The organism is Mycolicibacterium sp. Y3 (assembly GCF_051188035.1).
GTDB lineage: Bacteria > Actinomycetota > Actinomycetes > Mycobacteriales > Mycobacteriaceae > Mycobacterium > Mycobacterium fluoranthenivorans.
In genome coordinates, this window is the sequence record NZ_JAVQLT010000001.1 from 3630203 (window position 1) to 3652505 (window position 22303).

The 22303-nt window shown below is 66.4% G+C and carries 28 protein-coding genes; 18 read left to right on the forward strand and 10 right to left on the reverse strand.

Translation table 11 applies throughout. The features are described from left to right. Nucleotides 1–8: 8 nt before the first annotated feature. Complete coding sequence (locus QN239_RS17665) at nucleotides 9–1073, forward strand: ABC transporter ATP-binding protein (RefSeq protein WP_499012351.1); 1065 nt, start codon at nucleotides 9–11, stop codon at nucleotides 1071–1073. A gap of 112 nt (nucleotides 1074–1185) precedes the next feature. Further along, nucleotides 1186–2025 (forward strand): ANTAR domain-containing protein, encoded by an 840-nt coding sequence (locus QN239_RS17670; RefSeq protein WP_499012353.1) that lies wholly within the window; start codon nucleotides 1186–1188, stop codon nucleotides 2023–2025. A gap of 244 nt (nucleotides 2026–2269) precedes the next feature. On the opposite strand, the gene QN239_RS17675 is transcribed toward QN239_RS17670, so the two are convergent. From QN239_RS17675 to QN239_RS17685, 3 genes are all read right to left on the reverse strand, one after another. Further along, nucleotides 2270–2668, reverse strand: a complete 399-nt coding sequence (locus QN239_RS17675; RefSeq protein WP_167159744.1) for a hypothetical protein — start codon at nucleotides 2666–2668, stop codon at nucleotides 2270–2272. A 158-nt stretch (nucleotides 2669–2826) separates the two neighbouring features. Then, a complete protein-coding gene (locus QN239_RS17680) occupies nucleotides 2827–3006 on the reverse strand; it encodes a DUF6131 family protein (protein ID WP_036339683.1) in 180 nt (59 codons plus the stop codon). A gap of 93 nt (nucleotides 3007–3099) precedes the next feature. Next, nucleotides 3100–3615 (reverse strand): hypothetical protein, encoded by a 516-nt coding sequence (locus QN239_RS17685; protein WP_499012356.1) that lies wholly within the window; start codon nucleotides 3613–3615, stop codon nucleotides 3100–3102. 185 nt (nucleotides 3616–3800) lie between these two features. On the opposite strand from QN239_RS17685, the gene QN239_RS17690 reads away from it, so the two are divergent. Further along, nucleotides 3801–4499 (forward strand): TetR/AcrR family transcriptional regulator, encoded by a 699-nt coding sequence (locus QN239_RS17690; protein ID WP_499012358.1) that lies wholly within the window; start codon nucleotides 3801–3803, stop codon nucleotides 4497–4499. 4 nt (nucleotides 4500–4503) lie between these two features. Here QN239_RS17690 and QN239_RS17695 read toward each other — a convergent pair whose 3' ends face one another. Next, complete coding sequence (locus QN239_RS17695) at nucleotides 4504–5373, reverse strand: DMT family transporter (protein WP_499012360.1); 870 nt, start codon at nucleotides 5371–5373, stop codon at nucleotides 4504–4506. 361 nt (nucleotides 5374–5734) lie between these two features. On the opposite strand from QN239_RS17695, the gene QN239_RS17700 reads away from it, so the two are divergent. Beyond that, nucleotides 5735–7369 (forward strand): fatty acyl-AMP ligase, encoded by a 1635-nt coding sequence (locus QN239_RS17700; protein WP_499016841.1) that lies wholly within the window; start codon nucleotides 5735–5737, stop codon nucleotides 7367–7369. Nucleotides 7370–7378: 9 nt separating this feature from the next. Here QN239_RS17700 and QN239_RS17705 read toward each other — a convergent pair whose 3' ends face one another. Together QN239_RS17705 and QN239_RS17710 are read right to left on the reverse strand one after the other, a co-directional pair. Further along, complete coding sequence (locus tag QN239_RS17705) at nucleotides 7379–8083, reverse strand: Rieske (2Fe-2S) protein (RefSeq protein ID WP_499012362.1); 705 nt, start codon at nucleotides 8081–8083, stop codon at nucleotides 7379–7381. Next, nucleotides 8080–8619: an RNA polymerase sigma factor gene (locus QN239_RS17710; RefSeq protein ID WP_499012363.1), complete on the reverse strand. Its 540-nt coding sequence runs from the start codon at nucleotides 8617–8619 to the stop codon at nucleotides 8080–8082. The genes QN239_RS17705 and QN239_RS17710 overlap by 4 nt, the downstream gene beginning before the upstream one ends. A 166-nt stretch (nucleotides 8620–8785) precedes the next feature. On the opposite strand from QN239_RS17710, the gene QN239_RS17715 reads away from it, so the two are divergent. The 8 genes from QN239_RS17715 to QN239_RS17750 are packed head-to-tail and all read left to right on the forward strand — an operon-like array spanning nucleotide 8786 to nucleotide 12451. Continuing rightward, nucleotides 8786–9238, forward strand: coding sequence for a cupredoxin domain-containing protein (locus tag QN239_RS17715; protein ID WP_499012365.1), 453 nt, complete (start codon nucleotides 8786–8788; stop codon nucleotides 9236–9238). Nucleotides 9239–9258: 20 nt separating this feature from the next. Further along, nucleotides 9259–10164, forward strand: coding sequence for a metallophosphoesterase family protein (locus QN239_RS17720; RefSeq protein ID WP_499016843.1), 906 nt, complete (start codon nucleotides 9259–9261; stop codon nucleotides 10162–10164). After that, the gene (locus tag QN239_RS17725) at nucleotides 10161–10559 is read left to right on the forward strand and encodes a hypothetical protein (RefSeq protein WP_499012366.1); all 399 of its coding nucleotides are present in this window, start codon (nucleotides 10161–10163) and stop codon (nucleotides 10557–10559) included. Before QN239_RS17720 ends, QN239_RS17725 begins: the two co-directional genes overlap by 4 nt. 39 nt (nucleotides 10560–10598) lie before the next feature. Continuing rightward, the gene (locus QN239_RS17730) at nucleotides 10599–11018 is read left to right on the forward strand and encodes a MarR family winged helix-turn-helix transcriptional regulator (RefSeq protein ID WP_499012367.1); all 420 of its coding nucleotides are present in this window, start codon (nucleotides 10599–10601) and stop codon (nucleotides 11016–11018) included. A gap of 21 nt (nucleotides 11019–11039) precedes the next feature. Beyond that, on the forward strand, nucleotides 11040–11480 hold the full coding sequence (locus QN239_RS17735; protein ID WP_499012369.1) for a hypothetical protein: 441 nt from the start codon (nucleotides 11040–11042) through the stop codon (nucleotides 11478–11480). Continuing rightward, nucleotides 11477–11743: a hypothetical protein gene (locus QN239_RS17740; RefSeq protein ID WP_499012370.1), complete on the forward strand. Its 267-nt coding sequence runs from the start codon at nucleotides 11477–11479 to the stop codon at nucleotides 11741–11743. The genes QN239_RS17735 and QN239_RS17740 overlap by 4 nt, the downstream gene beginning before the upstream one ends. Next, nucleotides 11740–12075, forward strand: coding sequence for a rhodanese-like domain-containing protein (locus tag QN239_RS17745; protein ID WP_499012372.1), 336 nt, complete (start codon nucleotides 11740–11742; stop codon nucleotides 12073–12075). The genes QN239_RS17740 and QN239_RS17745 overlap by 4 nt, the downstream gene beginning before the upstream one ends. A gap of 58 nt (nucleotides 12076–12133) precedes the next feature. Next, a complete protein-coding gene (locus tag QN239_RS17750) occupies nucleotides 12134–12451 on the forward strand; it encodes a hypothetical protein (protein ID WP_499012373.1) in 318 nt (105 codons plus the stop codon). A gap of 11 nt (nucleotides 12452–12462) precedes the next feature. On the opposite strand, the gene QN239_RS17755 is transcribed toward QN239_RS17750, so the two are convergent. After that, a complete protein-coding gene (locus QN239_RS17755) occupies nucleotides 12463–13620 on the reverse strand; it encodes an acyl-CoA dehydrogenase family protein (RefSeq protein ID WP_499012375.1) in 1158 nt (385 codons plus the stop codon). Between the two features lie 109 nt (nucleotides 13621–13729). On the opposite strand from QN239_RS17755, the gene QN239_RS17760 reads away from it, so the two are divergent. Both QN239_RS17760 and QN239_RS17765 read left to right on the forward strand, forming a co-directional pair. Beyond that, nucleotides 13730–14398, forward strand: a complete 669-nt coding sequence (locus QN239_RS17760) for a TetR/AcrR family transcriptional regulator (RefSeq protein ID WP_499012376.1) — start codon at nucleotides 13730–13732, stop codon at nucleotides 14396–14398. Further along, complete coding sequence (locus QN239_RS17765) at nucleotides 14395–15657, forward strand: cytochrome P450 (protein ID WP_499012378.1); 1263 nt, start codon at nucleotides 14395–14397, stop codon at nucleotides 15655–15657. The genes QN239_RS17760 and QN239_RS17765 overlap by 4 nt, the downstream gene beginning before the upstream one ends. Before the next feature lie 8 nt (nucleotides 15658–15665). On the opposite strand, the gene QN239_RS17770 is transcribed toward QN239_RS17765, so the two are convergent. Then, entirely contained in the window at nucleotides 15666–16052 is a 387-nt protein-coding gene (locus tag QN239_RS17770; RefSeq protein WP_499012379.1) for a hypothetical protein, read from the reverse strand. Nucleotides 16053–16181: 129 nt separating this feature from the next. Here QN239_RS17770 and QN239_RS17775 point away from each other — a divergent pair, with 129 nt between their 5' ends. The 4 genes from QN239_RS17775 to QN239_RS17790 are packed head-to-tail and all read left to right on the forward strand — an operon-like array spanning nucleotide 16182 to nucleotide 20007. Continuing rightward, a complete protein-coding gene (locus QN239_RS17775) occupies nucleotides 16182–17438 on the forward strand; it encodes a GTP cyclohydrolase II (protein WP_499012380.1) in 1257 nt (418 codons plus the stop codon). A gap of 20 nt (nucleotides 17439–17458) precedes the next feature. Then, nucleotides 17459–18637: a URC4/urg3 family protein gene (locus tag QN239_RS17780; protein ID WP_499016845.1), complete on the forward strand. Its 1179-nt coding sequence runs from the start codon at nucleotides 17459–17461 to the stop codon at nucleotides 18635–18637. 4 nt (nucleotides 18638–18641) lie between these two features. After that, entirely contained in the window at nucleotides 18642–19271 is a 630-nt protein-coding gene (upp, locus tag QN239_RS17785; protein ID WP_090357588.1) for a uracil phosphoribosyltransferase, read from the forward strand. 13 nt (nucleotides 19272–19284) lie between these two features. Next, nucleotides 19285–20007, forward strand: a complete 723-nt coding sequence (locus QN239_RS17790; RefSeq protein WP_499012382.1) for an SGNH/GDSL hydrolase family protein — start codon at nucleotides 19285–19287, stop codon at nucleotides 20005–20007. On the opposite strand, the gene QN239_RS17795 is transcribed toward QN239_RS17790, so the two are convergent. Together QN239_RS17795 and QN239_RS17800 are read right to left on the reverse strand one after the other, a co-directional pair. Then, nucleotides 19994–21355, reverse strand: a complete 1362-nt coding sequence (locus QN239_RS17795; protein ID WP_499012383.1) for an LLM class flavin-dependent oxidoreductase — start codon at nucleotides 21353–21355, stop codon at nucleotides 19994–19996. The genes QN239_RS17790 and QN239_RS17795 overlap by 14 nt on opposite strands. Next, nucleotides 21352–22266 carry a MetQ/NlpA family ABC transporter substrate-binding protein gene (locus QN239_RS17800; RefSeq protein ID WP_499012385.1) on the reverse strand — a complete coding sequence of 305 codons (915 nt, stop codon included), beginning with the start codon at nucleotides 22264–22266 and terminating at the stop codon, nucleotides 21352–21354. Before QN239_RS17800 ends, QN239_RS17795 begins: the two co-directional genes overlap by 4 nt. Nucleotides 22267–22303: the final 37 nt, after the last annotated feature.

Below are 22303 nucleotides of genomic sequence, written 5' to 3' on the forward strand. Positions count from 1 at the left end.
TACATCCCATGGCCACCATTCGATTCGACCAGGCCCAGCGCTGGTACCCGAAAGCGCCCGCACCGGCAGTGGCCGGCATCGACCTCGAGATCGCCGACGGTGAATTCATGGTGCTCGTCGGCCCCTCGGGCTGTGGCAAGTCGACCACTCTGCGCATGCTGGCCGGCCTGGAGGAAGTGACCGCCGGCTCGATACACCTGGGCGGACGCGATGTCACCACGGCCGCCCCCAAGGACCGGGACATCGCCATGGTGTTCCAGAACTATGCGCTGTACCCGCACATGACCGTCGCAGGCAACATGGGATTCTGTCTCAAGAACGCCGGCCTGCCCAAACACGAGCGCGAACGTCGGATCGCCGAGGCCGCCAAGACCCTCGGCCTCACCGACTATCTCGACCGCAAACCCAAGGCGCTCTCGGGCGGGCAGCGCCAGCGGGTCGCGATGGGCCGTGCGATCGTCCGCAATCCCCAGGTGTTCTGCATGGATGAGCCGCTGTCCAACCTCGACGCGAAGATGCGCGTGCAGACCCGCACCGATATCGCCAAGCTGCAGCGCGACCTCGGTGTCACCACCGTCTACGTCACCCACGACCAGACCGAGGCCATGACCATGGGTGACCGCGTCGCGGTCATGAAAGACGGTGAACTGCAACAGGTCGGCGCCCCGATGGAGCTCTACGCCCGGCCGGTCAACGTGTTCGTCGCGGGATTCATCGGATCACCCGCGATGAAGTTCCTCGACGGCGATCTCGACGAGGCAGGCGTCACCGCGGCGGGACACAGCATGGCTGTCGAACGCAACGGGGCCACCAACGGGCCGGTCATCGTCGGTGTGCGGCCCGAAGGGTGGCGCCTGACGCAGGCGGGTGCCGGTATCCCCGTCACTGTCGCGATGGTCGAGATCCTGGGGGCGGATGCCTACCTGTACGGCACCGCCGGTCCCGTCGGCGCCGATGTCATCGTCCGGACCAGCGGTCGCGACCAGATTCGGATGGGCGATACCGTGTACGTCACCGCTGATCCCCACGCCATCCACCTCTTCGACAAAGCCACCGGCGTTCGGGTCGGCTAGGTCACCGGCGTCACTGTGACGAATTCAGTCGGTCGCCGGACCGGTTCGCTCCGTGGATATACCTGCGTGAGTATTCTGTTTCTGCGGTCTCCGGCTGTGTCAGACTATGCGGATGATTTCTCCCGACCCGCGCACCGAGGACTCGCTGCCTGCAAGGGCCGCGGACCAGGACGCGGACGAGGCCGCTGACCTGGTGATTGCGGCAGCCTCGGGTGAGCAGCAGATCAGCGCCACCGAGCTCGCCAGGATGTTGCTTTCGGTCAGTCACACCGTGGCCGACGAGGATGAACTCCTCAGCCTGCTGCAGAACCTCGCTCAGATCGCGCAGAAGGCGATCGCCGGAGCCGACAGTACGGGCGTCACGATCGATCTGGCCGGGCGGACCTACACCGCGGTGCACACCGACGAGCGCACGCTGCGCGTCGATACCGAACAGTACGACGCCGGAGACGGGCCCTGCCTGCAGGCTGCCCGCCTCGGTGAGATCGTGCTCGTGGATTCCGAGGAAGCGGTGTCCACCTGGCCGGAGTTCGCGGCCGCGGCACGTGCCGAAGGCATCCTCAGCTTTCTGGCGGCACCTTTGGTCACCGTCGACCAGTCGCTCGGGTCGTTGAATCTCTACGGGCGGGCGCGTTCGGCGTTCGACAGCTTCGATGCCGAGATCCTTGAGCTGCTGACCACGGCGGTCTCGCGAGCGATAGGTGATTTCGCCCGGTTCCGTTCGGTACGTGACGTCGCAGTCGGACTGCAGCGCGCGCTGGAGACGCGTGCGCCCATCGAACAGGCCAAAGGCATGTTGATGGCCATTCACGGCATCGATGCGGGCGAGGCCTTCGATCGGCTCCGTCGGGAGAGCCAGAACTCGAATGTCCCCCTGCGTACGGTGGCCGCCGATCTGGTCCAGCGTTTCACCGCGATGCCCGGATCGGCGACTGACGGAAAAGCCGGCTGAGCGTCACGCACTCCCCCGCGTTGCTTCGTGGTGGCGACGAAATACCTTGGGGCGCAGACATCTTCATCCGCTGATCAGCGCTGGTCCTGGTGGTCTGTGGTGCCGCCCTCTGATTCCCAGCGTTCTTGAGCGCTGAGAGCCTGTGCGCGCCGATCCCGTTCGCGCGCACTGCCGATGGGCGGCCTCGTCTCCTGCGGTGTCACCGTGACGCTCCCCTCTCTTCCGGGGGCAGGTCCTGGCCTCGTCATCGGTCTTGATGCTCCTTGCGCGCACCGCTGGATTTCTCGGGTGTGTGGACGGCCGGATCAACGCTGTCCGCGCGCTCCCATTGCTGATTGAGCTTCTCGCGCGAGTCCACCGCTTCGCTCCGGTGCGTTTCGGCCTGCTGTTGCAGACCGGCGGCTTGTGCGGCCTTGACATCGGATTCGGCCTGAGCGGCGCGGGCGCGGGCGGCGGTCTCGTCCGCCCACGCTTCGCGCTGTCGCACGTCGCGCGCCTCGTCCTTCGCGGACTCACGAATCTCTTCGGCGGCGATATGGCGATGGGCGTTGCGTCTGTCGCGCGCCACCCAGGCAATGGCGACGATGAGAAGAATCGCCACGCACACCACGAGGACGATCAAGAGGATGCTGGGGGTGGCCATATCGGCTCCTTAGGTTGGTCAATCGGTGAATCAGGTCGTGTCGGAGCCGCCAGCACCCGCCGCGAGCCAATGGATGCCATTGCGCGAGTGGTTATTTGAGCGTCGAGCTCCTCGGCTACGCGGGTGTACCCGTGAGCCTGCTCGCCCCGGTATCGGGTCTAGTAGTAGTGGCGACGGCCGCCGACCGCATGCCCCATCCGCCCCATGAGCATCAGCAGTAGGCCGACGACCAGCAGGATGACCCCGATCACCAAAACGATGTGGGCGAAAGCGAAGGTGGGAACAAGGCTGGGCAGCAGCAGGCCCAGGACGATGAGGATGATGCCGAGAACGATCATGGTGCTTACCTGGTTTCGATATGAACGGACGGAGAGCAGCGGAAGACCTTCTTCACGTTGCCCGTGGCAGCGTCGACCTTGTGGGCGATCCTTTTACCGACCCTCATTGCGGACTCCTTGCCTGTCGTTGTCCGTCGCCCGCGACTGGGCGACGGTGGCCACGGTGGACGTCCTGTCGGAGGCGTCGACCTCGGCGCTCCCCTGGTGCCGACCGGCCGGCCTGCGGCCGAACAGGGTCGGTCGCCTCCGGGTGACAATTGGTCCGGTGGCATCCACATCCGCGTCGTTCTGGTCATGTGCGAGGCGTTGGTCGCGTTCCCGATTCAAGAACGCCGTCTCGCGACGGGATCTCTCGAGTTTGTGGCGAGCGTCGCGTCCGCGAGCCGCGGTGTGCCGCGTGCCGGCCAGCAACACGCTCAACCCCAACATGGCGATCGCGCCGACCATCATCCCGAACAGGAAGAGCGTGCCGGTGGACCCGGTGACGTGGTAGCCGAGCGCGTTGAAGTGGTCGGGTAGGGGGTGATCCGGCCCTGAATTCGTCAGTACGCCGGTGAACCCCACGATCACCGCGGCGAGCAGGACGACCAATCCAACGATGACGATCATGGCAACGCCTCTATCCGCACTAGAAGTCCAGTCAACGCTTCATCGAAGGCATTGTCAACGTTGTATGTCTACAACGTAGACTTGCGGTGTATTGATCGGATATTCCCTGTTCAGCACGCTTCTACCCGTGAGGTCTTCGGTCCCAGCGTGCCTGTGAGTCAGATATCGGAGGGGGCGTGTCATCCATGACGCAAACACCGACGGGTCCGCCCGGTCCGGGCCTGTCCGAGGACGGCGCAGGTGGGCCGATCACCCGCGTCGCAGTTCTGGCCAAGGCCCTGGAGATCATCGACCGGGAAGGTGTCGACGCGCTGTCGATGCGCCGACTCGGTGAGGCGGTCGGGCGCGACCCGATGGCGCTCTACCGACACGTTCCGAACAAGGCTGCCGTGCTGGACGGGGTCGTCGAGCTGGTCTTCGAGCAGCTATCGCTGGACACCTCGGCATCGGATTGGGTTGCGGCGCTTCGCCGTCTCGGCCACGACTTTCGCGATCTGGCCCACCGCCATCCCCACGTGGTGCCCCTGCTGGTCACCCGCCCACTTGCGACACCATTGGGGATGCGGCCACCGGGGATCCTGCGTCACCTCGAAGAGGTCCTGGCGCTGTTGACCGCGGCAGGGTTCACCGGAGCCGACGCTTTGCACATCTACCGGGCTTTGTTCGGCTTCCTCTACGGCCATGTACTGACCGAATTGCAGGAGATCGTGGAACGGCCCGAGGAAACCGATCACGTCCTGCGGCTCGGGCTGCACCGGCTGCCGATCGGCGAGTTCCCCAACATCCGTGACCTCGCGCCCGCGTGGGCCTCCTACGACGGACTGGCAGAGCTGAACCGCGGACTCGACATTCTGCTCAGCGGACTGGCCAGCCGCCTCGCGTGACGCGCTACCGTGCCGGTTCCGCAGCGGACTGACGGGTGGCCAGCACCGAGCCGATGAGGACCAGTGCCAGGCCGGCGACGTTGAACAGCGTCAGCGGCTCGGCAAGGACGATCACGCCGGCCGCCAAGGCCACTGCGGGATTCACGTAGGTGAACACCACTGCGCGGGTCGGTCCCACTTCACGTATCAACGCGAAGAACACGACGAAGGCCAGCGCAGTGCACACCACGGCGAGCAGGGCGGTGGCCACCAGCACGCGCGTGCCGGGGACTTCGGTGGGCCACGACAGGGCTGCGGGCACGGCATACACCAGTGCCGCGAACGCAAGGCAACTTGCGGTCAGTGGAAGCGCCGGAACGTCGGCGAGACAGCGGGCGGCGATGATCGGGGCAATGGCATAGCAGGTGGCCACCAGCAGCACCTGGGCGACAGGCCAAGCACCCCCGCCGGAAAGACCGGGGCCTGCCAGCACCGCCACACCGGTGAGCCCGACTGCCAGGCCGGTTGACCGGATCGCGCCGAGGCGGTGGGTGCCACCGCTGACCCGGTCCAGCACCGCCGCGATGATCGGCGACGCCGCGATGAGCAGGCCGGTCGTGGAGCTGGTGAGGTGTCGCTCGGCATTCGACAACAACAACCACGCGGCAATGATCTCGAAGAACGCGAAGGCCAGCACTGGTTTCCAATGGGCAAGCACACATCGAATGTTGGCCCGCGACAGCGCCAGCGGCAGCAGCACAACGGCACCGATCAAGGTGCGGGCCAAGACGAGTACGGGAACCGGAAGCCCCTCCAGTGCAATCTTGATCAGCAGGTAGGGAATACCCCAGATCACGCTCATGGCAGCGAACAGCAGCCAACCGCGTGCACTCACGGCTTGCCCGCGTCACGAGAACTATCCGCAGTCACCGAGTCACTACATCACGCCGCACCGAAACGGTCAGTGCCGGTTGTGCCATGAACGTCGCGGTCTGTGGCGCGTTGGCGCGCTTCGGCGTGGGCGGGTCGCTATAGTCGACGCACCTGAAGTGCACCGCCATGTCACTCCGGCCGGGGTGACAGATGAGCGAGAACAGAAAAGGGCAGGTGCACTTCCGCCGCTCGTCGAAGTAAGAAGCGCTTCGATGACGGCCGAGCCCCACGGCTCTGATCTGTTGGCGCCCGATGACACGGGCGTGGCGAGCCCTCCGATGAAGGCACACCGCACCGTGCGGGTGAGCCGAAAAAGGACTGCCGTGAGCCGATTCACCGAAACCATGTTCCACAACGCCCGCACCAGCCCACACGGGATGGTGACCGGGGAACCGGACGCACCCGTGCGGCACACCTGGGCCGACGTGCATGAGCGGGCCTGTCGGGTCGCCGGAGGCCTCGCTGCGGCAGGTATCGGGCACGCCGACGCCGTGGCGGTACTGGCGGGCGCGCCGGTCGAGATCGCTCCCACCGCGCAAGCGGTGTGGATGCGCGGCGCCAGCCTGACCATGCTGCACCAGCCCACGCCTCGCACCGATCTCCTGCGCTGGGCCGAGGAGACCGTCGGTGTGATCGACATGATCTCGGCGAAAGCAGTCATCGTCTCCGATCCGTTCATGGCTGCCGCGCCGGTGCTGGCCGAGCGGGGTCTGACGGTGCTGACCGTCGAGGCGCTGCTGGCCCATAGCCCGACCGGGCCAACCACGACGGGTGAGGACGATATCGCGCTGATGCAGCTGACTTCGGGCTCGACGGGGTCCCCCAAGGCCGTTCAGATCAGCCACGCGAATATCGTCGCCAATGCCGAGGCGATGATGATCGGCTGCCGGTTCGATCTCGACACCGACGTCATCGTCAGCTGGCTGCCGTGTTTTCACGACATGGGCATGACGGGTTACCTGACCGTGCCGATGTACGTCGGTGCCGAATTGGTCAAGGTCACGCCGGTGGACTTCCTGCGCGATACGTTGCTGTGGGCCAGGCTCATCGACAAGTACAAGGGCACGATGACCGCCGCCCCGAACTTCGCCTACAAGGTGTTCGCCAAGCGGTTGCGCGGGCAGGCCACTCCCGGTGATTTCGACCTGTCCTCGTTGCGCTGGGCCCTCTCCGGTGCCGAACAGGTCGATCCGTTCGACGTCGAGGACCTCTGCGATGCGGGGGCTCCGTTCGGATTGCGGCCCGAGGCGATCATTCCCGCCTACGGAATGGCCGAGACGACTGTGGCGGTGTCCTTCTCGCCGTGCGGTGGCGGCATGCTCGTCGACGAGGTCGACGCGGATCTGTTGACCCTGCTGCACCGAGCGGTTCCCGCCACACATGGACGCACCCGGCGACTGGTCAACCTGGGCCGGCCGCTGAGTGGCCTGGAACTGCGCGTCATCGATGAGGACGGCAGTGTGCTCGCGCCCCGCGGAGTCGGGGTCATCGAGGTGCGCGGTGGGCCGGTGACCAAGGGTTACACCACGGAAGCGGGGTTCCTGGCGGCACAGGACGCCCGGGGCTGGTACGACACCGGCGATCTGGGCTACCTCACCGAGTCCGGCGACGTCGTGGTGTGCGGTCGGCTCAAGGACGTCATCATCATGGCCGGGCGCAACATCTACCCCACCGATATCGAACGTGCCGCCTGCCGGGTGCCGGGGGTTCGGCCGGGATGTGCGGTTGCCGTACGCCTCGACGCCGGGCTGTCCCGTGAGACATTCGCGGTCGCAGTGGAATCCACGAAATATGATCAGCTCGACGACGTGCGCCGTATCGAGCGGCTGGTGGCACACGAGGTGGTCGCCGAGGTCGATGTCCGACCGCGCAATGTGGTGGTGCTCGAGCCCGGCACGATCCCGAAGACTCCGTCGGGCAAGCTGCGGCGTGCTCATGCATTGAGCCTCGTGAGCTGAGCCGCCGGGCTATACCGGTTGGCTCGGCGGAGGCGCCAACACCTCGATGACCCCGTCCCGCTCACGAATATCGAAGTGCGGGAGAGGCTTCGGCGCCATCGGCAAGGCATGGGTCAGCACCTGACCGGCCGGCGAGAACGACGTGAGATGGCACGGGCAGCGCAACTGATCGGCGGGCCGGTCGAACCACAGCTTGCAACCCTGATGCGTGCACACACCGGACACGGCTTCCACTCGGCCTTGTGTCCGCCGCACGAATCCACTGACCACGCCCAGGTCGAACGGGTACACGGCACCGTCGGCGACGTCGGCGCTCGCCGCGACCTGCCGCCACTGTCCGTCGGTGGGCACCACCTCGCCCCCATCGGGGTTCGGCGGCGCGTCGGGCTGGAGCAGCAGCCGGTCCACCGATACCGCGGCGACCGCGGCCGTCGCCGCAGCGGTGGTGCCGACGATGACCTGCCGGCGCGTCGCTGAGGGAGCTTTCGCAGCAGTGGTTCCCGCGACCGGGTCGGATCCCGACATCTCGGCTGCCAGTCGCGCCTTCAGGCGGTCGAGGAACTCCGGGCGAGGGGCGTCCGCGCCCGGGCGGCCGGCGCTCAATTCGATCGCGGTGCGGATCTGCTCGGCTTCGAAATCGTCGGGGTTGAAAGGTTTCGGACGGCGTCCGGCGAGCAGATCGTCGATGTACTTGCGGGTACCTCGCCGGTTCATCGGGCGCCTCCCTCGTTGAGTTGAGCCGCCAACCGCAGCGCGCGGTGTTGCAACACCTTGGCATTCGCCAGGCTGATCCCCATCTCGGTGGCCACCTCTCGCACGGCGCGGCCGTGCAGGAATCGCAACTCCAGGACCTTCCGGTACTTGTCCGGCAGCGCCTCGAGCACCGCGGCCACCCGTTGCGGGGCCGTGCTGATCGCCGCTTCGCTCTCCGGCGGCGCCGCCACGTCCTCGATGGAGGTGATCTCCCGACCCAAGGTGGCTCGCCAGTGCGCGGCCAGGACGGTCCGGGCGGTGCTCCGCAGATATGCGCGCACCTCGGCGACGCTGGCTGTCAGCCGCAACGGTCGCATCACAGCCAGAAACACCTCCGAGGTGAGGTCCTCGGCGTCGGCCCGGTTTCCCACCTTGGCGAAGATGGTGCGGTAGACCCACGTGGCATTGTCTTCGTAGAGGGCTTCCCAATTCGGGTAGCAGGACTCAGACACCAGCCGCAGGTTCGGTTGCTGCCGCCCATGCTCAGGTCGCGTCACCGGGAGTCTCCACCCGCATCGCTTCCACCTTCCGTCCTGCCCGGTCGGTGAGACCGCGCACCGATAGATAGGGGGCGGGGTTACACGGGCCCGGTGTAACCGCGTGGCCTATCTACCGGTGACCGCTCCGCACCGCGGAAATCCGTCAGCCCGGAGGTACTGACCCATGTTTGCACCCCGACGCCACGTCGGCGTCATGATCACGGCGATCGCACTGGCCGGGTGTTCCGCCCCGGCGGCGCCCTCAGATCCCACCGTCGACTTCGCCCCCAACGGCGGGACGTCGGTGGGTATGCCCGGAATGCCGGGTATGAGTGCCGCAGCTCCACGACCGCAACCCGGCACGGCCACGTCGGCCGCGCCCGTGGCCGGCACCAAGGTCACCATCACCAATTTCGCGTTCACACCCGCCACCCTGAAGGTCAAGCCGGGTGAGACGGTGGTCTGGACGAACCAGGACGAGGAGCCGCATACCGTTGTTGCCCAGGACAACTCGTTTCATTCTCCCGGTTTGGACGCCAACGGGACCTACACGTTCACGTTCACCAACGCCGGCACGTTCGAATACATCTGCAGCATCCACCCGTTCATGCACGGCACCGTGGTGGTGGCACCGTGACCGACGTCGATCCAAGCGGTATGACCCGTCGCCAGCTCATGAGGCACAGTGCCTGGTTCGGTGCGGCCGTCGGCCTGGCCGTCGTCGGTGGCGAAGTGCTCTCCCATGTGGCCGGCGCCCCCGCGGATGCCAAGGTCACCCGGCCCGGCCTGCGGTTCGCGCAGATCAGCGACAGTCACATCGGCTTCAACGGGACGGCCAACCCCGACGTCGTCGGCTCCTTCGGCCGTGCGATCACCCAGATCAACAACCTCGGCTACCCACCCGATTTCGTCATCCACACCGGGGACCTCACGCATCTGGCCACACCGGCGCAGTTCGATCAGGTGAAGCAGATGATGGCGGGGATCAACACCCCGCATATCTTCACCGTGCCCGGGGAACACGATTCGGTCGACGACGCCGGCCAGAAGTACCGGGCCGCGTTCGGTGCGGGCAGCCGGGGTGACGGCTGGTACAGCTTCGACATCGCGGGCGTACACGTGTTGGGTCTGGTGAACACGCTCAATCTCAAGAAGCTCGGCCATCTCGGGACCGATCAACTGGAGTTCATCGAGAAAGACCTTGCACCGCTGTCCTCGGACACCCCGATCATCGTGTTCAGCCATATTCCGCTGTTCGCGATGTACCCCGACTGGGGTTGGGGCACCGATGATTCCGCGCAAGCGCTGAGCTATATGAGCCGCTTCGCCTCGGTGACGTGCTTGAACGGCCATGTGCACCAGCTGTTTTCCAAGACCGAAGGTAAAGTGACCTTCTACAGCGGTACCACCACCGCCTACCCGCTACCCCACCCCGGCGATGGCCCCGCGCCCAAGCCACTCACCCTGCCGGCCGGTCAACTCCAGGATGCGCTGGGCATCCGCGAAGTCACCTACACCCTGGGCGACCGGGTGCTGGCACTCAAAGAGGAGAAGCTGCTGTGAAGCGGCCCCAGCTCATCGATCTCGGTCTGGTGGCGGCCATGGCCGCCAGTGCGATCGCGCATGCCCGGCTGTACCTGCACGGCTACCGGTTCATCCCGCTGGTCGGTCCCGGCTTCCTGGTGTTGACCGCAGTTCTCGGCGCCCTGGCGGCCCTGATTCTGGCCGGCGGGCCGACCTGGATCCGGGTCGTGGCGGCGATCGTGTCGGCGGGGGCGCTCGTGGCGTTTCTGCTGTCCCGGACCATCGGCTTCTTCGGCTTCGCCGAACACGGCTGGCAGCCCCAGCCGTATGCGGTGGTCAGCGTGGTCGCGGAGGTCGTGGTGGTGGCACTCGGTCTCATGACGCTGACGCGACCGGTGCGCGGTCTTTCCCCGTCGCTTCGCTCGCCCCGGTAGCTTCCCCCGTCGCTTCGCTCGCCCCGGTAACCTGCCCCCATGGCAGACCCGCCTCCCTTCAGCCCGACGATCGGTCTCCTCACCGTCAGCAGGGTCTGGGAGGCCGGACTGACCGAAGCACTGAAGCCGCTCGGACTCACCACCCGCAAGTACGGACTCCTGGGCCACATCCGGGGGATGCCGGGCATCTCGTTCAGCGAGCTCGCCCGGCGCTCACGGATCACCGTGCAGAGCGCACACACCGCGGTCGCAGCCTTCGTCGAAGCGGGGTTGGTCGACGACGGCACGGCGCATGCGGGTGCCGCCTCGACGCTACACACGACCGCAGCGGGTGACGCACTGTTGGCCCGGGCCGCCGAGGTGGTGGCCCGGCTCGACACGGACTTCGCCACGCAGCACCCCAGGCTGACCGACGCGTTGCGGGCGTACGTGGCGGGACTGTTCCCACCTTCGCCATAACCTTCAGCTAAGCTGAAGGTTATGGAATCCGTCTTGCTGTCCGCGCACGTCGTGGCGGGCATCTTGTTCGTGGGGCCGATCGCCGTGTCCACCAGCTTGTTTCCGCGCTATGCAGCCGTCGTTGGCGACCCCGAGCGCGGCAGTTCCGACGTGGCCGGTGCGCTCTACCGCATCACCCGCGTCTACGGCGCACTGGCTCTCGCGGTGCCGCTCCTCGGATTCATCCTCGCTGCCGTGCAAGGTCGCGCCACCGAGGTGTGGATCATCGTCGCGATGGTGGTGACCGTCATCGCGGGCGGACTGCTGGCTTTGCAGATTGCACCGCGCCAACGGGAAGCGCTGGGCTCCCCCGTCGACGGCGCCGCCCTGCGGCGACTCGGCATGCTCGCCGGCATCTTCAATCTGCTATGGACGGTGGTCGTCGTCCTGATGGTCGTGCGCCCCGGATCGCACCTCGCATGAGCCCCTTGCTGCGCGCCCTCAGCGCATTGTCAGCGCTGGAGCTCATCAGTGTGCTCGTGCTGCTGGGCAATCTCGCCACCGTGCACGACCCCGCCGTGACCAGGATTCTGGGACCGCTCCACGGAGCGCTCTACCTCACCGTCGTCGTCACGGCGGTGCTCGGCCGCGGACTGGCAATGCGGACCCGAATAGGGGCGCTGGTGCCGGTGCTCAGCGGTCCCCTCACCATGGTCAACGTCCGGCGGGAGGTGCGCACCGCATGAGTTTTCGGCACTTCCTGCGCCGGCCGCCATCTGTCACCGCGGCGGACGCGGTCCGGCTGGTCGCCGAGGGCGCACTCGTGGTCGACGTCCGGCGGGATTTCGAATGGAACCGCGTCCACATTCCCGACGCGGTGCACATTCCCTTGGAAGCGCTGCCGGACCGATGCCTCGAACTGCCCGAGGACCGGTTGATCATCGCGTTCTGCACGGGCGGGCTTCGGTCTGCCGGCGCGGCGAACCTGTTGGTGGAGAACGGTTTCGATGCGGTGAACATGAGCGGTGGCCTGGTTCACTGGCGTGCCGCCGGTGGCGCACTGACCCCTGGCCGATAGATATGAGGTCGCTTAGAGAAAGCGGCCGGCTCGGGAGATCTGCGGCATCGTGGAGGACATGATCGAGATATTGACCGCTGGAGCGGCGAAAGTCCTTGTGGGAGTTGGCACGTTCATGGGTGCAGACATGGTGCCACTCAATGATCCGAGCAATCCGCATACCCATGTCGCGACCTCCGAGGCCGCCGGCCCCGGTGGCGCCGTGGTGCTACCACCCCACGTGCCGGCCGAACTCGGGCCTCGGCCCGCGGCCGGCAGCCCCAACCAGCATGTGCCGACCATCGTGATCCCACGCGATCAGGCGACCGGTGGTGCGAATCCGCACATCCCGTACGGGACCAATCCGCTTGTCCCGTACGGCACCTGGACCCCTTAGGGTTGATGAGGTCACAGGCCCATGTTCTTCGCGATGATCATCTTCATGACCTCGCTGGTGCCGCCGTAGATACGGCTGACACGGTTGTCGGCGTACAGGCGGGCGATCGGATACTCGTTGATATACCCGTAGCCGCCGTGCAGCTGCAGACAACGATCGATGACGCGGGCGGCGACATCGGTGCAGAACAACTTGGCAGAGGCTGCGTCGGCCGGGGTCAGTTCATCGAGGTCGTGCGCCTCCATGGCCCGGTCGACCACCGCCTCGAGGGCGTCGACGTCAGCCTGGCAGGCCGCCAGTTCGAACTTGGTGTTCTGGAACGCGGCGACCGGCTTGCCGAAGACGGTGCGGTCCTTGGTGTACTGGGTGGCGAACCGCACCGCCGCCTTGGCCTGAGCGTAGGCGCCGACGGCGATGCCGAGGCGTTCGCGCGGCAGGTTCTGGCCCAGGTAGGAGAAGCCCATGTCGACCTCGCCGAGCACGTCCTCGGCGGGGACGATCACATCGGTGAAGTTGAGTTCGGCCGTATCGGACACCCGGAGGCCGAGCTTGTCGAGCTTGCGTCCGACCTGATAACCGGCGGACTTGGTATCCACGACCAGCAGGGTGATGCCGAAGCGGCGGTCGTCCTCGCGCGGCGGCGCGGTGCGCGCACAGACGATCACGCGGTCGGCATGTACGCCGCCGGTGATGAACGTTTTCGACCCGTTCAGCACGTAGTGGGTGCCGTCACCGGAAGGCTTTGCGGTGGTGCGCATTCCGGCCAGATCTGATCCGGTACCCGGTTCGGTCATCGCGATGGCGAACATGGTCTCGCCGCTCAGCATGCCGGGGTACCAGCGCTGCTTCTGCTCTTCGGTCGCCAGGGCCTTCAGGTAGGGCAGGCAGAGGCCGATGTGCACACTGGAGCCGCCGAAGGACACCCCGGCGCGGGCGCATTCCTCGGTGATGATGGCCTGGAACTTGTACGAGTCCAGCCCGGCGCCGCCGTATTCGGCCGGGATCTCGATACCGAAGATCCCCAGCTCGCCGAGCTTGTAGTAGAAGTCGCGGGGCGCGATGCCCTCTTCGAACCATTTGTCGTAGACCGGCGTGACCTCGGATTCGATGAACGCCCGGATCATGGCGCGGAAGTCCTCGTGTTCAGAGCTGAAAACGGTCCTGCGCATCGGTATCTCCTCAGGGTGTGGCGCCCAGTAGCGAACAGTGTTAGCTTATGCGAGCCATAATAAGCTAACATCGTTAGCTTAGGCAAGTTTCCGGGAAGCGAGGTGCGCCATGGGCCGGCCCCGCGTGCCCCTGCTCAGCCGCGATCGAATCCGCGACGCCGCACTCGAGATGATCGATCTGGACGGCCTGGACGGCTTGTCGATGCGAAAGCTGGCCACAGTCCTCGGGGTGCAGGCCGCGTCGCTGTACAAGCACTACCCCACCAAAGACGACGTGCTCGACGATGTCGCCAGCCGAGTGGTCGGCGAGGTCCGGACCAGCGCATTCGACGAGGGTGCCGACTGGGCCGTGGGGCTGGCCGACTGGGCGCGCTCCTACCGGGCCGCCTTGGCCGCGCACCCCAATCTGGTGCCCTATCTCGCCGGCGGTATCGGTCAACGCGACGCAAGCCTTCGGATCGCCGACGTCGTACACGGTGGATTGGTACATGCGGGTTGGCCTCCGCGGGATGCGACCCTGATCGGTGCGGCCACCCGCTCGCTGGTACTGGGCTCCACGGTCGGCTCCTTCTCCCGCGGATTCGCCGATGATGTGCAGGTTTATCGCGATCGCTACCCGCATATGAACCAGGCCCACCTGCTGCGCGGTAAGGCCGATGAAATCGACACGGCCAGCTTTGAATTGGCGCTCACCTCCTTCATCGACGGGCTCGGAGCGCGCTTCGAGGCCATCGGGGAGCGCAGGCGCCGGCGGCGCATGGCACCATGGGCGCCATGACGACGTTGACCGGTCACAGCGCCAGTGAGCATGGGAAGGTGTTGGCCGATCCGTCGGCCTACGCCGATGACGAACGACTGCACGCCAATCTGGCCTGGTTGCGCGCCAACGAACCGGTGGCGTGGGTGGACAACCCGCCCTACCGCCCGTTCTGGGCGATCACCAAGCACGCCGACATCATGGCCATCGAGCGCGACAACACGCTGTTCGTCAGCGGACCCCGGCCACTACTGATGCCGGCGGGCAGCGACGACGCGCTCAGGGCCCAGCAGGAGGCGGGAATCGGATTGCGCACCCTGGTGCACATGGACGACCCGCACCACCGCGACATCCGCAAGATCGGTGCGGATTGGTTCCGGCCGAAAGCCATGCGCGACCTGAAGATTCGCGTCGACGAGCTGGCCAAGCGGTACGTCGACCTGATGCGCGACAACGGGCCGGAATGCGATTTCGTCACCGAGGTCGCGGTCAACTACCCGCTGTATGTGATCCTGTCCTTGCTCGGACTGCCCGAAGAGGACTTTCCGCGCATGCTCAAACTCACTCAGGAACTATTCGGCGGCGACGATGCCGAGCACAAGCGCGGCGCCGGCGGAAGTGAAGACATCCTCGCGGTGCTCATGGATTTCTTCACCTACTTCGCGGCACTGACCGCCTCCCGGCGGGAAAACCCCACCGGCGATCTCGCCTCGGCCATCGCCAACGGCACCATCGACGGCCAGCCGCTGTCGGACATGGACACCGTCTCGTATTACGTGATCGTGGCCAGCGCCGGCCACGACACCACCAAGGACGCGATCTCCGGGGGCCTGCGCGCGTTGATCGACCACCCCGCCGAACTGGCCCGGCTGAAGGCAGACCCCGGCCTCCTGCCGACCGCGATCGAAGAGATGATCCGCTGGACCACCCCGGTCAAGGAGTTCATGCGGACCGCCACAGCCGACACCGAGGTCCGCGGCGTCCCGATCGCCGCCGGCGAATCGGTGTACCTGGCCTACGCGTCGGGCAATCGCGATGAGGAAGTCTTCGCCGATCCGTTCCGGTTCGACATCGGCCGCGAACCGAACAAGCACGTGTCCTTCGGCTACGGAGTGCACTACTGCCTGGGCGCTGCGCTGGCCCGGATGGAGATGACCAGCCTGTTCGGCGAGCTACTCCCCCGACTGGATTCGATCGAGTTGGCCGGCACACCCGAGCTGTCGGCCACCACCTTCGTCGGGGGCCTCAAGCATCTACCCATCCGGTACTCGCTGCGGTGAGGGCGCCGTCAGGTCCGGCCCTCGGAAGACCGGCCGGTGAGCTTGCCGAGCCGGGACACCCCGGGGATGTTGGACAACATCCGGAACACCTCATTACCCGTGGCAACCAGGGCCTCCAACTGCGGAAGTAGACGATCGAGGGTTCGGAACATCGGATCGGCCATCGCCAGATAGCGCTCGGTGCGGTCGATCGTGGTGTTCAGCCGCTCGGTCGCGACGGCCAGATTCTCGATGAGATCGGGAAGTTGTGCGGCAAGCTGGACCGAAGCGGGCGGGATGCGCATCGCCCCGCTGGCCACCGCTTGCGCCGCCTCGACCGCGGACTGAGCGGAGTCGACCGCAGCCTGTGCCGCGGCCCGCAGATCGCCCGGTGTCGGTATCTTCTGACTGCTCATAGGGCAACTGTGCCGCAGGTCGGGCGCACTGTCAGCCGTATCACCCCTTATCGCCCGGCGCTGCTCACGCCGAGTCGCTAAGCTGGCGCCTTCCCAGCCGTGCGCACCGGGGCGAGCAAAGGAGCGAGGATGGCCGACACCGTCACACCCAAGCCCGGTCACATCCGCCTGACCTCGCACAGTGGCGGTTCCGGTGCGATGCCGATCCGCTGGGGCGCACCCACCGCCGCGCAGCGCGGACCCGTCGTGGGCACCACCAGCACCCGAGCACACCGCAATGTCGTCGGTACACACAGCGGCTCCTACAGCGTCTACCGTGCCCTGGCCGTGGCTGCCGGTGCACTCTCGCGGGCCCATCGCGCCGACCTGACCAACACGTCGCCCACCGATGCGATCGGCCCGTATCCGCAGTGGGGTGACCCGGACAAGATCGTCAGCCTCGACCCGTGGGGCGCCACCGTGGCCGATGCCTTCGCGACCGAGCTGGCCGCGGGCGTCGACATCCGGCCCACGATCGCCGTGACCAAGGCGCACGTGATCCTGCCGGAGATCGCCGAGGCCATCGCCAAGGGCAGGTTGCGCCCGGACGGCCGGTACCTCCTGGACGGCGGAGCGGCCTTGGTGACCAAGGCGGCCCTGGAACCGGTGTGGCACCTGCCGGGCGTGGCAGCCCGATTCGGCTGTAGCGAAACCGATCTGCGCAGAGTGCTCTTCGAGGAGACCGGCGGGATGTATCCCGAGTTGGTCACCCGCAGCGATCTCGAGGTCTTCCTGCCGCCCATCGGCGGGCAGACCGTGTACATCTTCGGCGCTGCACAGGATCTGGCCGATCCCTCGGTGGAACTGACCGCCCGTGTGCACGATGAGTGCAACGGTTCCGATGTGTTCGGTTCCGACATCTGCACCTGCCGGCCCTATCTCACGCACGCCATCGAGGAGTGCATCCTGGGCGCACAGCGCGGGGGCGTCGGACTGGTCGCCTATTCGCGCAAGGAGGGCCGCGCACTCGGCGAGGTCACCAAGTTCCTCGTCTACAACGCGCGCAAACGTCAGGAGGGCGGTGACACCGCCGACCAGTACTTCGCTCGCACCGAATGCGTTGCCGGCGTGCAGGACATGCGGTTTCAGGAACTGATGCCCGATGTGCTGCACTGGTTTGGTGTCCGCAAGATCCACCGTCTGGTGTCCATGAGCAATATGAAGTACGACGCGATCACCGGCTCCGGTATCGAGGTCGGCGAACGCGTCAACATCCCCGACGAACTGGTGCCCGCGGACGCCAGGGTGGAGATCGACGCGAAGATGGCGGCCGGCTACTTCACCCCCGGCGATGTCCCCGACGCCGACGCGCTGAAGAACGTCAAGGGCCGGGGCCTCGAGGCGTGAGCGAAGCTTGCGAGCGAACCATCGTGAGTAGCACCGATCCCGTTGCCGAACTGCGCACCACCGCGGCGATCCGGGCCCGTGCGCGTTTCCTGCTGGAGCGCGCACGTGTGGGCGACTCGGCGTGGTTCGACGTCGACGACGATGCGCTGCCCGCCACCGCCACCGACGTCGCCGCGGTCACCCGCAGCCGTTACCCCGAACTGGATGTGCCCTTCCACAGCCGGTGGCGCCATTTCGAGGCCGGCGGGGTGGACCGCCGCGCCGATCTGGATGCGCGCGCGATGATCGATCTGACGGTGGTCAGCGTGCTGCTCGATGCCGGAGCCGGACCGCGGTGGCGCTATGCCGAAGATGCCAGCGGGCTGTCGTTCGCCCGATCCGAGGGCTTGGGTGTGGCCAGCTGGCACGCGTTCACCGACGGCCTGTTCTCCACCGACCCCGAGCAGCCGTTGCGCGTCGACGCCGCCGGACTGCGTGCGGTGACACCCGAATTGCTCGCGGATGCCTTCCAGGTCACCAGCGCCAATCCGCTGGTCGGGCTCGAGGGCAGGGCCCAGCTGCTGCGTCGGCTCGGTGACACGCTGGCCGCAGATCCGGCGGTGTTCGGGCCCGACGGCCGCCCGGGCGGCATGTTCGATGTGCTCGTCGGCCCGGATGATGCGGTGTCCGCACACGCCATCTTGTCCCTGTTGTTGTCGTCCCTTTCGGGTATCTGGTTGACCGGCAACATGATCGGCGGGCAGCCACTCGGCGACGTGTGGCCGCACCCGGCGGTGCCCGGTGCCGGACCCAGTGCCGGGTGGATGCCGTTTCACAAGTTGTCACAATGGCTGACCTACTCGCTGCTGGAGCCGTTCGGATGGGCCGGCGTCACCGTCACCGGGATCGACGAGCTGACCGGTCTCCCCGAATACCGCAACGGCGGCCTGCTGCTGGACACCGGAGTGCTCCGGCTGCGTGATCCGGATGCGGCGCAACGCGAATGGGCGGTCGATGACGAACTGGTGGTGGAATGGCGTGCGCTGACCGTAGCCCTGCTGGACGAACTGGCGCCGCTGGTGCGCACGGAACTGGGTGTCGATGTTCCGCTGGCCTGCGTGTTGGAGGGCGGTACCTGGCAAGCGGGCCGCGCCACCGCGGGCCGGCTACGAAACGGCCTGCCACCACTGACCATCACCAGCGACGGGACGGTGTTCTGAAGAAATGACCGATGTACACGTGGTCGACCATCCCCTGGTGCAGCACAAGCTGACGCTGCTTCGGAGAAAAGACGCGTCCACCAACAGCTTCCGCACTCTGTTGCACGAGATCTCGATGCTCATGACCTACGACGTGCTGCGCGACATCCCGACTCAAGAGGTCGACGTCGAGACACCTCTGGAGATGACGACCGGGCGGGTCATCGACGGTAAGAAGCTGGTGTTCGTGTCGATCCTGCGTGCCGGCAGCGGCATTCTGGACGGCATGCTGGAGGTGGTGCCCGGCGCCCGCGTGGGTCACATCGGTCTGTACCGCGATCCGAAAACGCATATCGCCGTCGAGTATTACTTCAAGATGCCCAGCGACCTCCACGAGCGCGACGTGGTGTTGGTCGATCCGATGCTGGCCACCGGTAACTCGGCGGTGGCGGCGGTGGAGCGACTCAAGGAACACTCCCCCAAGTCCATCAAATTCGTCTGCCTGCTCACCTGCCCGGAGGGCATCGCCGCCCTGCACGAAGCGCATCCCGATGTGCAGATCTTCACCGCCGCCGTCGACCGCGCACTCGATGAGCACGGCTACATCGTGCCGGGCGTCGGCGATGCCGGGGACCGCATCTTCGGAACCAAGTGAGCGCCGGCGCCGCATGACCACCCGGCTGATGTGCCTCGGCGACAGCAACACCACCGGCGACTACGGGGTGAGCTACGTGGGGATGCTGGCACAACGCCTGGCGGGCGCCGATGTCACGGTGACCGGATCGGGCGTGAACGGTGAGCTGTCCTACGGGCTGTTGCAACGCCTCGATCCGGTGATCGACCAACAGCCCACGGTGATCACGGTGCTGATCGGTACCAATGACGCCTGGGGAACCCTGAGCGACGCCAACGCCCGTCAGGTCGTGAAACGGTGGGAGTTGCCGTATGCGCCCAGCGCACCGCACTTTCGGGAGCATCTCTCGTCGATCGTGGCGCGTCTGCAGTCGGCCACCGATGCACGCATCGCGGTGCTCTCACCACCTGTCCTCGGGCAGCAACTGGACTCCGCCGCGGTACGCACCGGCCGTGAGTTCGCCGCGATCGTCGCGGACACCGCCCGAGAGTACGGTGTCGCGTATCTGCCGTTGTTCGAGCGCCAGTGTGAGCAGCTGCGCAACAGCGACGCCGACCCGGTACCGCTGCGGACAGGCGAGCGCGAGTGGTATTCGGCAGTGCTGCAACACGTTCTGCTGCGCCGATCCTACGACCGCATCTCCGAACGACGTGGCCTGCTGCTGACCACCGACCACGTGCACCAGAACAGCCGCGGCGCCGGGATGATCGCCGACCTCATCGAACAGTTCGTCAAGGACGGGGTCACAGACCGCTAGCCTGCCGGGTCGGCGTGGCGCGGCGATCAGGCACCCGTTCCAGCCCGAGATGGCCGCGCAAGGTGGTGTGGCGATACTCCCGGCGGAACAATCCCCGATCACGCAGGATCGGGATGACGTGATCGACGAAAAGTTCGAGGCCGGACGGGAAGACGTCGGGCATCAGGTTGAAACCGTCCACCGCACCTGCGACGAACCACTCCTCGATGGCATCGGCGATCTGTTCGGGGGATCCGACCACCAGCCGGTGCCAGGTGATCACCCGGTCGAGGAGTTGCCGCACCGTCAGATTCTCTTGGCGGGCCAGGTTCACCACGATATCGCGGGCCCCCTGGGAGCCGACGGTCGTCTCGGCGCCGTCGACCAGCCACTGCGGCAACGGCTTGTCCCATTCCAGCTCGGCCGCATCCACGCTGAGCTGACCAGCCAGGTGCGCCAACCGGCGCTCCCCGGCCAGCTCGTTGAGCTCACGGTGGCGCCGGTGTGCTTCCTCCTCGGTACTGCCCAGCACGAAGGACAATCCCGGCATGATCCTGATGGCGTCGCGCGGGCGTCCGTAGGCAACGCTGCGGGTCCGCAGTTCCTCGGCATTGCGCAGCGCGTCCGGTAATGAGGCCTGCGCGGCGAACACGCCGTCGGCGTAGCGGGCGGCGAGATCCAACCCGCCCGCAGAGCCCCCGGCCTGGAACAGCACCGGGTGTCCCTGCGGGGAGCGTGGCAAGGTCAGCGGCCCGTCCACGGAGAAGAACTCCCCGCGGTGGTCGATGGTGTTGATCGACCCGATCCGGCTGAAGGCGCCGGTGCGCTTGTCGGCGAGCACGGCATCGTCATCCCAGGAATCCCAGAGTGCCCGCACGATGTCGACGAACTCCGCTGCGCGACGGTATCTCTGGTCCCGAGGCGGCTGGGCCGACGTGCTGCCGGCGCGGCCGAAGTTGTTCCAGGCGTAGGGATCGCTGCTGGTGACCACATTCCAGGCCACCCGGCCGCGGCTCAGATGATCCAGCGAGGCGAAACGGCGTGCCAGATTGTAGGGCTCTTCGAACGAGGTCGACACGGTGCCGATCAGGCCCAGGTGCGTCGTCACCGAGGCCAGCGTCGACAGCAGCACAATCGGGTCGAGTGCGAGCGGCGGAGCCACCAGAGGTTCACCGGGCGGTTGGAACAGCGATGGACTGTCGGCCAGGAACAGCGCATCCAGCGTGCCGCGCTCGGCGATGCGCGCCAGGTTGATCCAGTACGCCGGGTCGGTGAACCAGTGTGGGTCCGCGGTCGGGTGCTGCCACGCTGCCGGATGCATCCCGTCCGACAACACATTCAGCCCGAAGTGGAGTTGACGGGTCGTCATGCCGGATTGCCGGGCAGCGCCAGCTTCTTCACCTCAGGATCGTTCGCGATGAAGGTCTGCACCCGCGGGTCCTTGAACGCCTTGATCAGATTCTGGATGTTGGCGGTGCCGATGTAGTCGCTGCCGACCGTCAGCACCGAGGCGAACTCATCAGGGGACTTCGGGGCGAAGATCAGCTTGTCTTCCGAGACACCGGCCGCGAGAAACGATTCGGCGTAGCCGACGATGGCATCGAGGTCGGGCAACGCCCGGGGCTGAGCACCGAAGTCGAGCAGGGTGAACTTCAGGTTCTTGGGGTTGGCGGCGATGTCCTTCTGCGTCAGCGCCGTGACATCCGCACCGGGCCGCAAGGTGATCAACCCGGCTTGCGCCAGATACCAGATGCCCTGCGCGTTGTTGGCGGGGTCGGCCAGCAGCGAGACCGTCGCACCGTCCGGCAGATCCTGCACGTTCTTGTACTTGTCGGACCAGATCCCGAACACCCAGTGGAAGAACGGACCGGTCGCGGCCTGCTCCTTGAACCCGGGATTGGCGTCGAGTACCTGCTGCAGCCAGTGCCGATGCTGGAATATCGTGCCGGCGTATCTGCCGTCATTGATGGCGCTGTTGATCTGGGTGCTGTCCCCGAGACCGACGGAGGCAACTTTCACGTCGTAATCGGGGGCGACATGCTCGCCGATGTAGTCGATGATCGCCTTCTCGGCGGGGTTGGAGTCGAGGTACACCACCTGCAGCGTGGCACCGGCGGTGTGGTTGGGCGACTGAGTTCCGTTGTGGCGGAACAGCACGAAGTATCCGGCGACGGCCAGCACCACCGCGACGGCAAGGGCGATGAGGGGCCACTTCCGGCGCTTCTGCAGGGTGAACCCGTGCGAGGTGTCGGTGCCGGCTTCAGATTCGTCGATGCTCATAACGCACCGAGTGTCACGGGGTGGCGGTTCAGCTTCA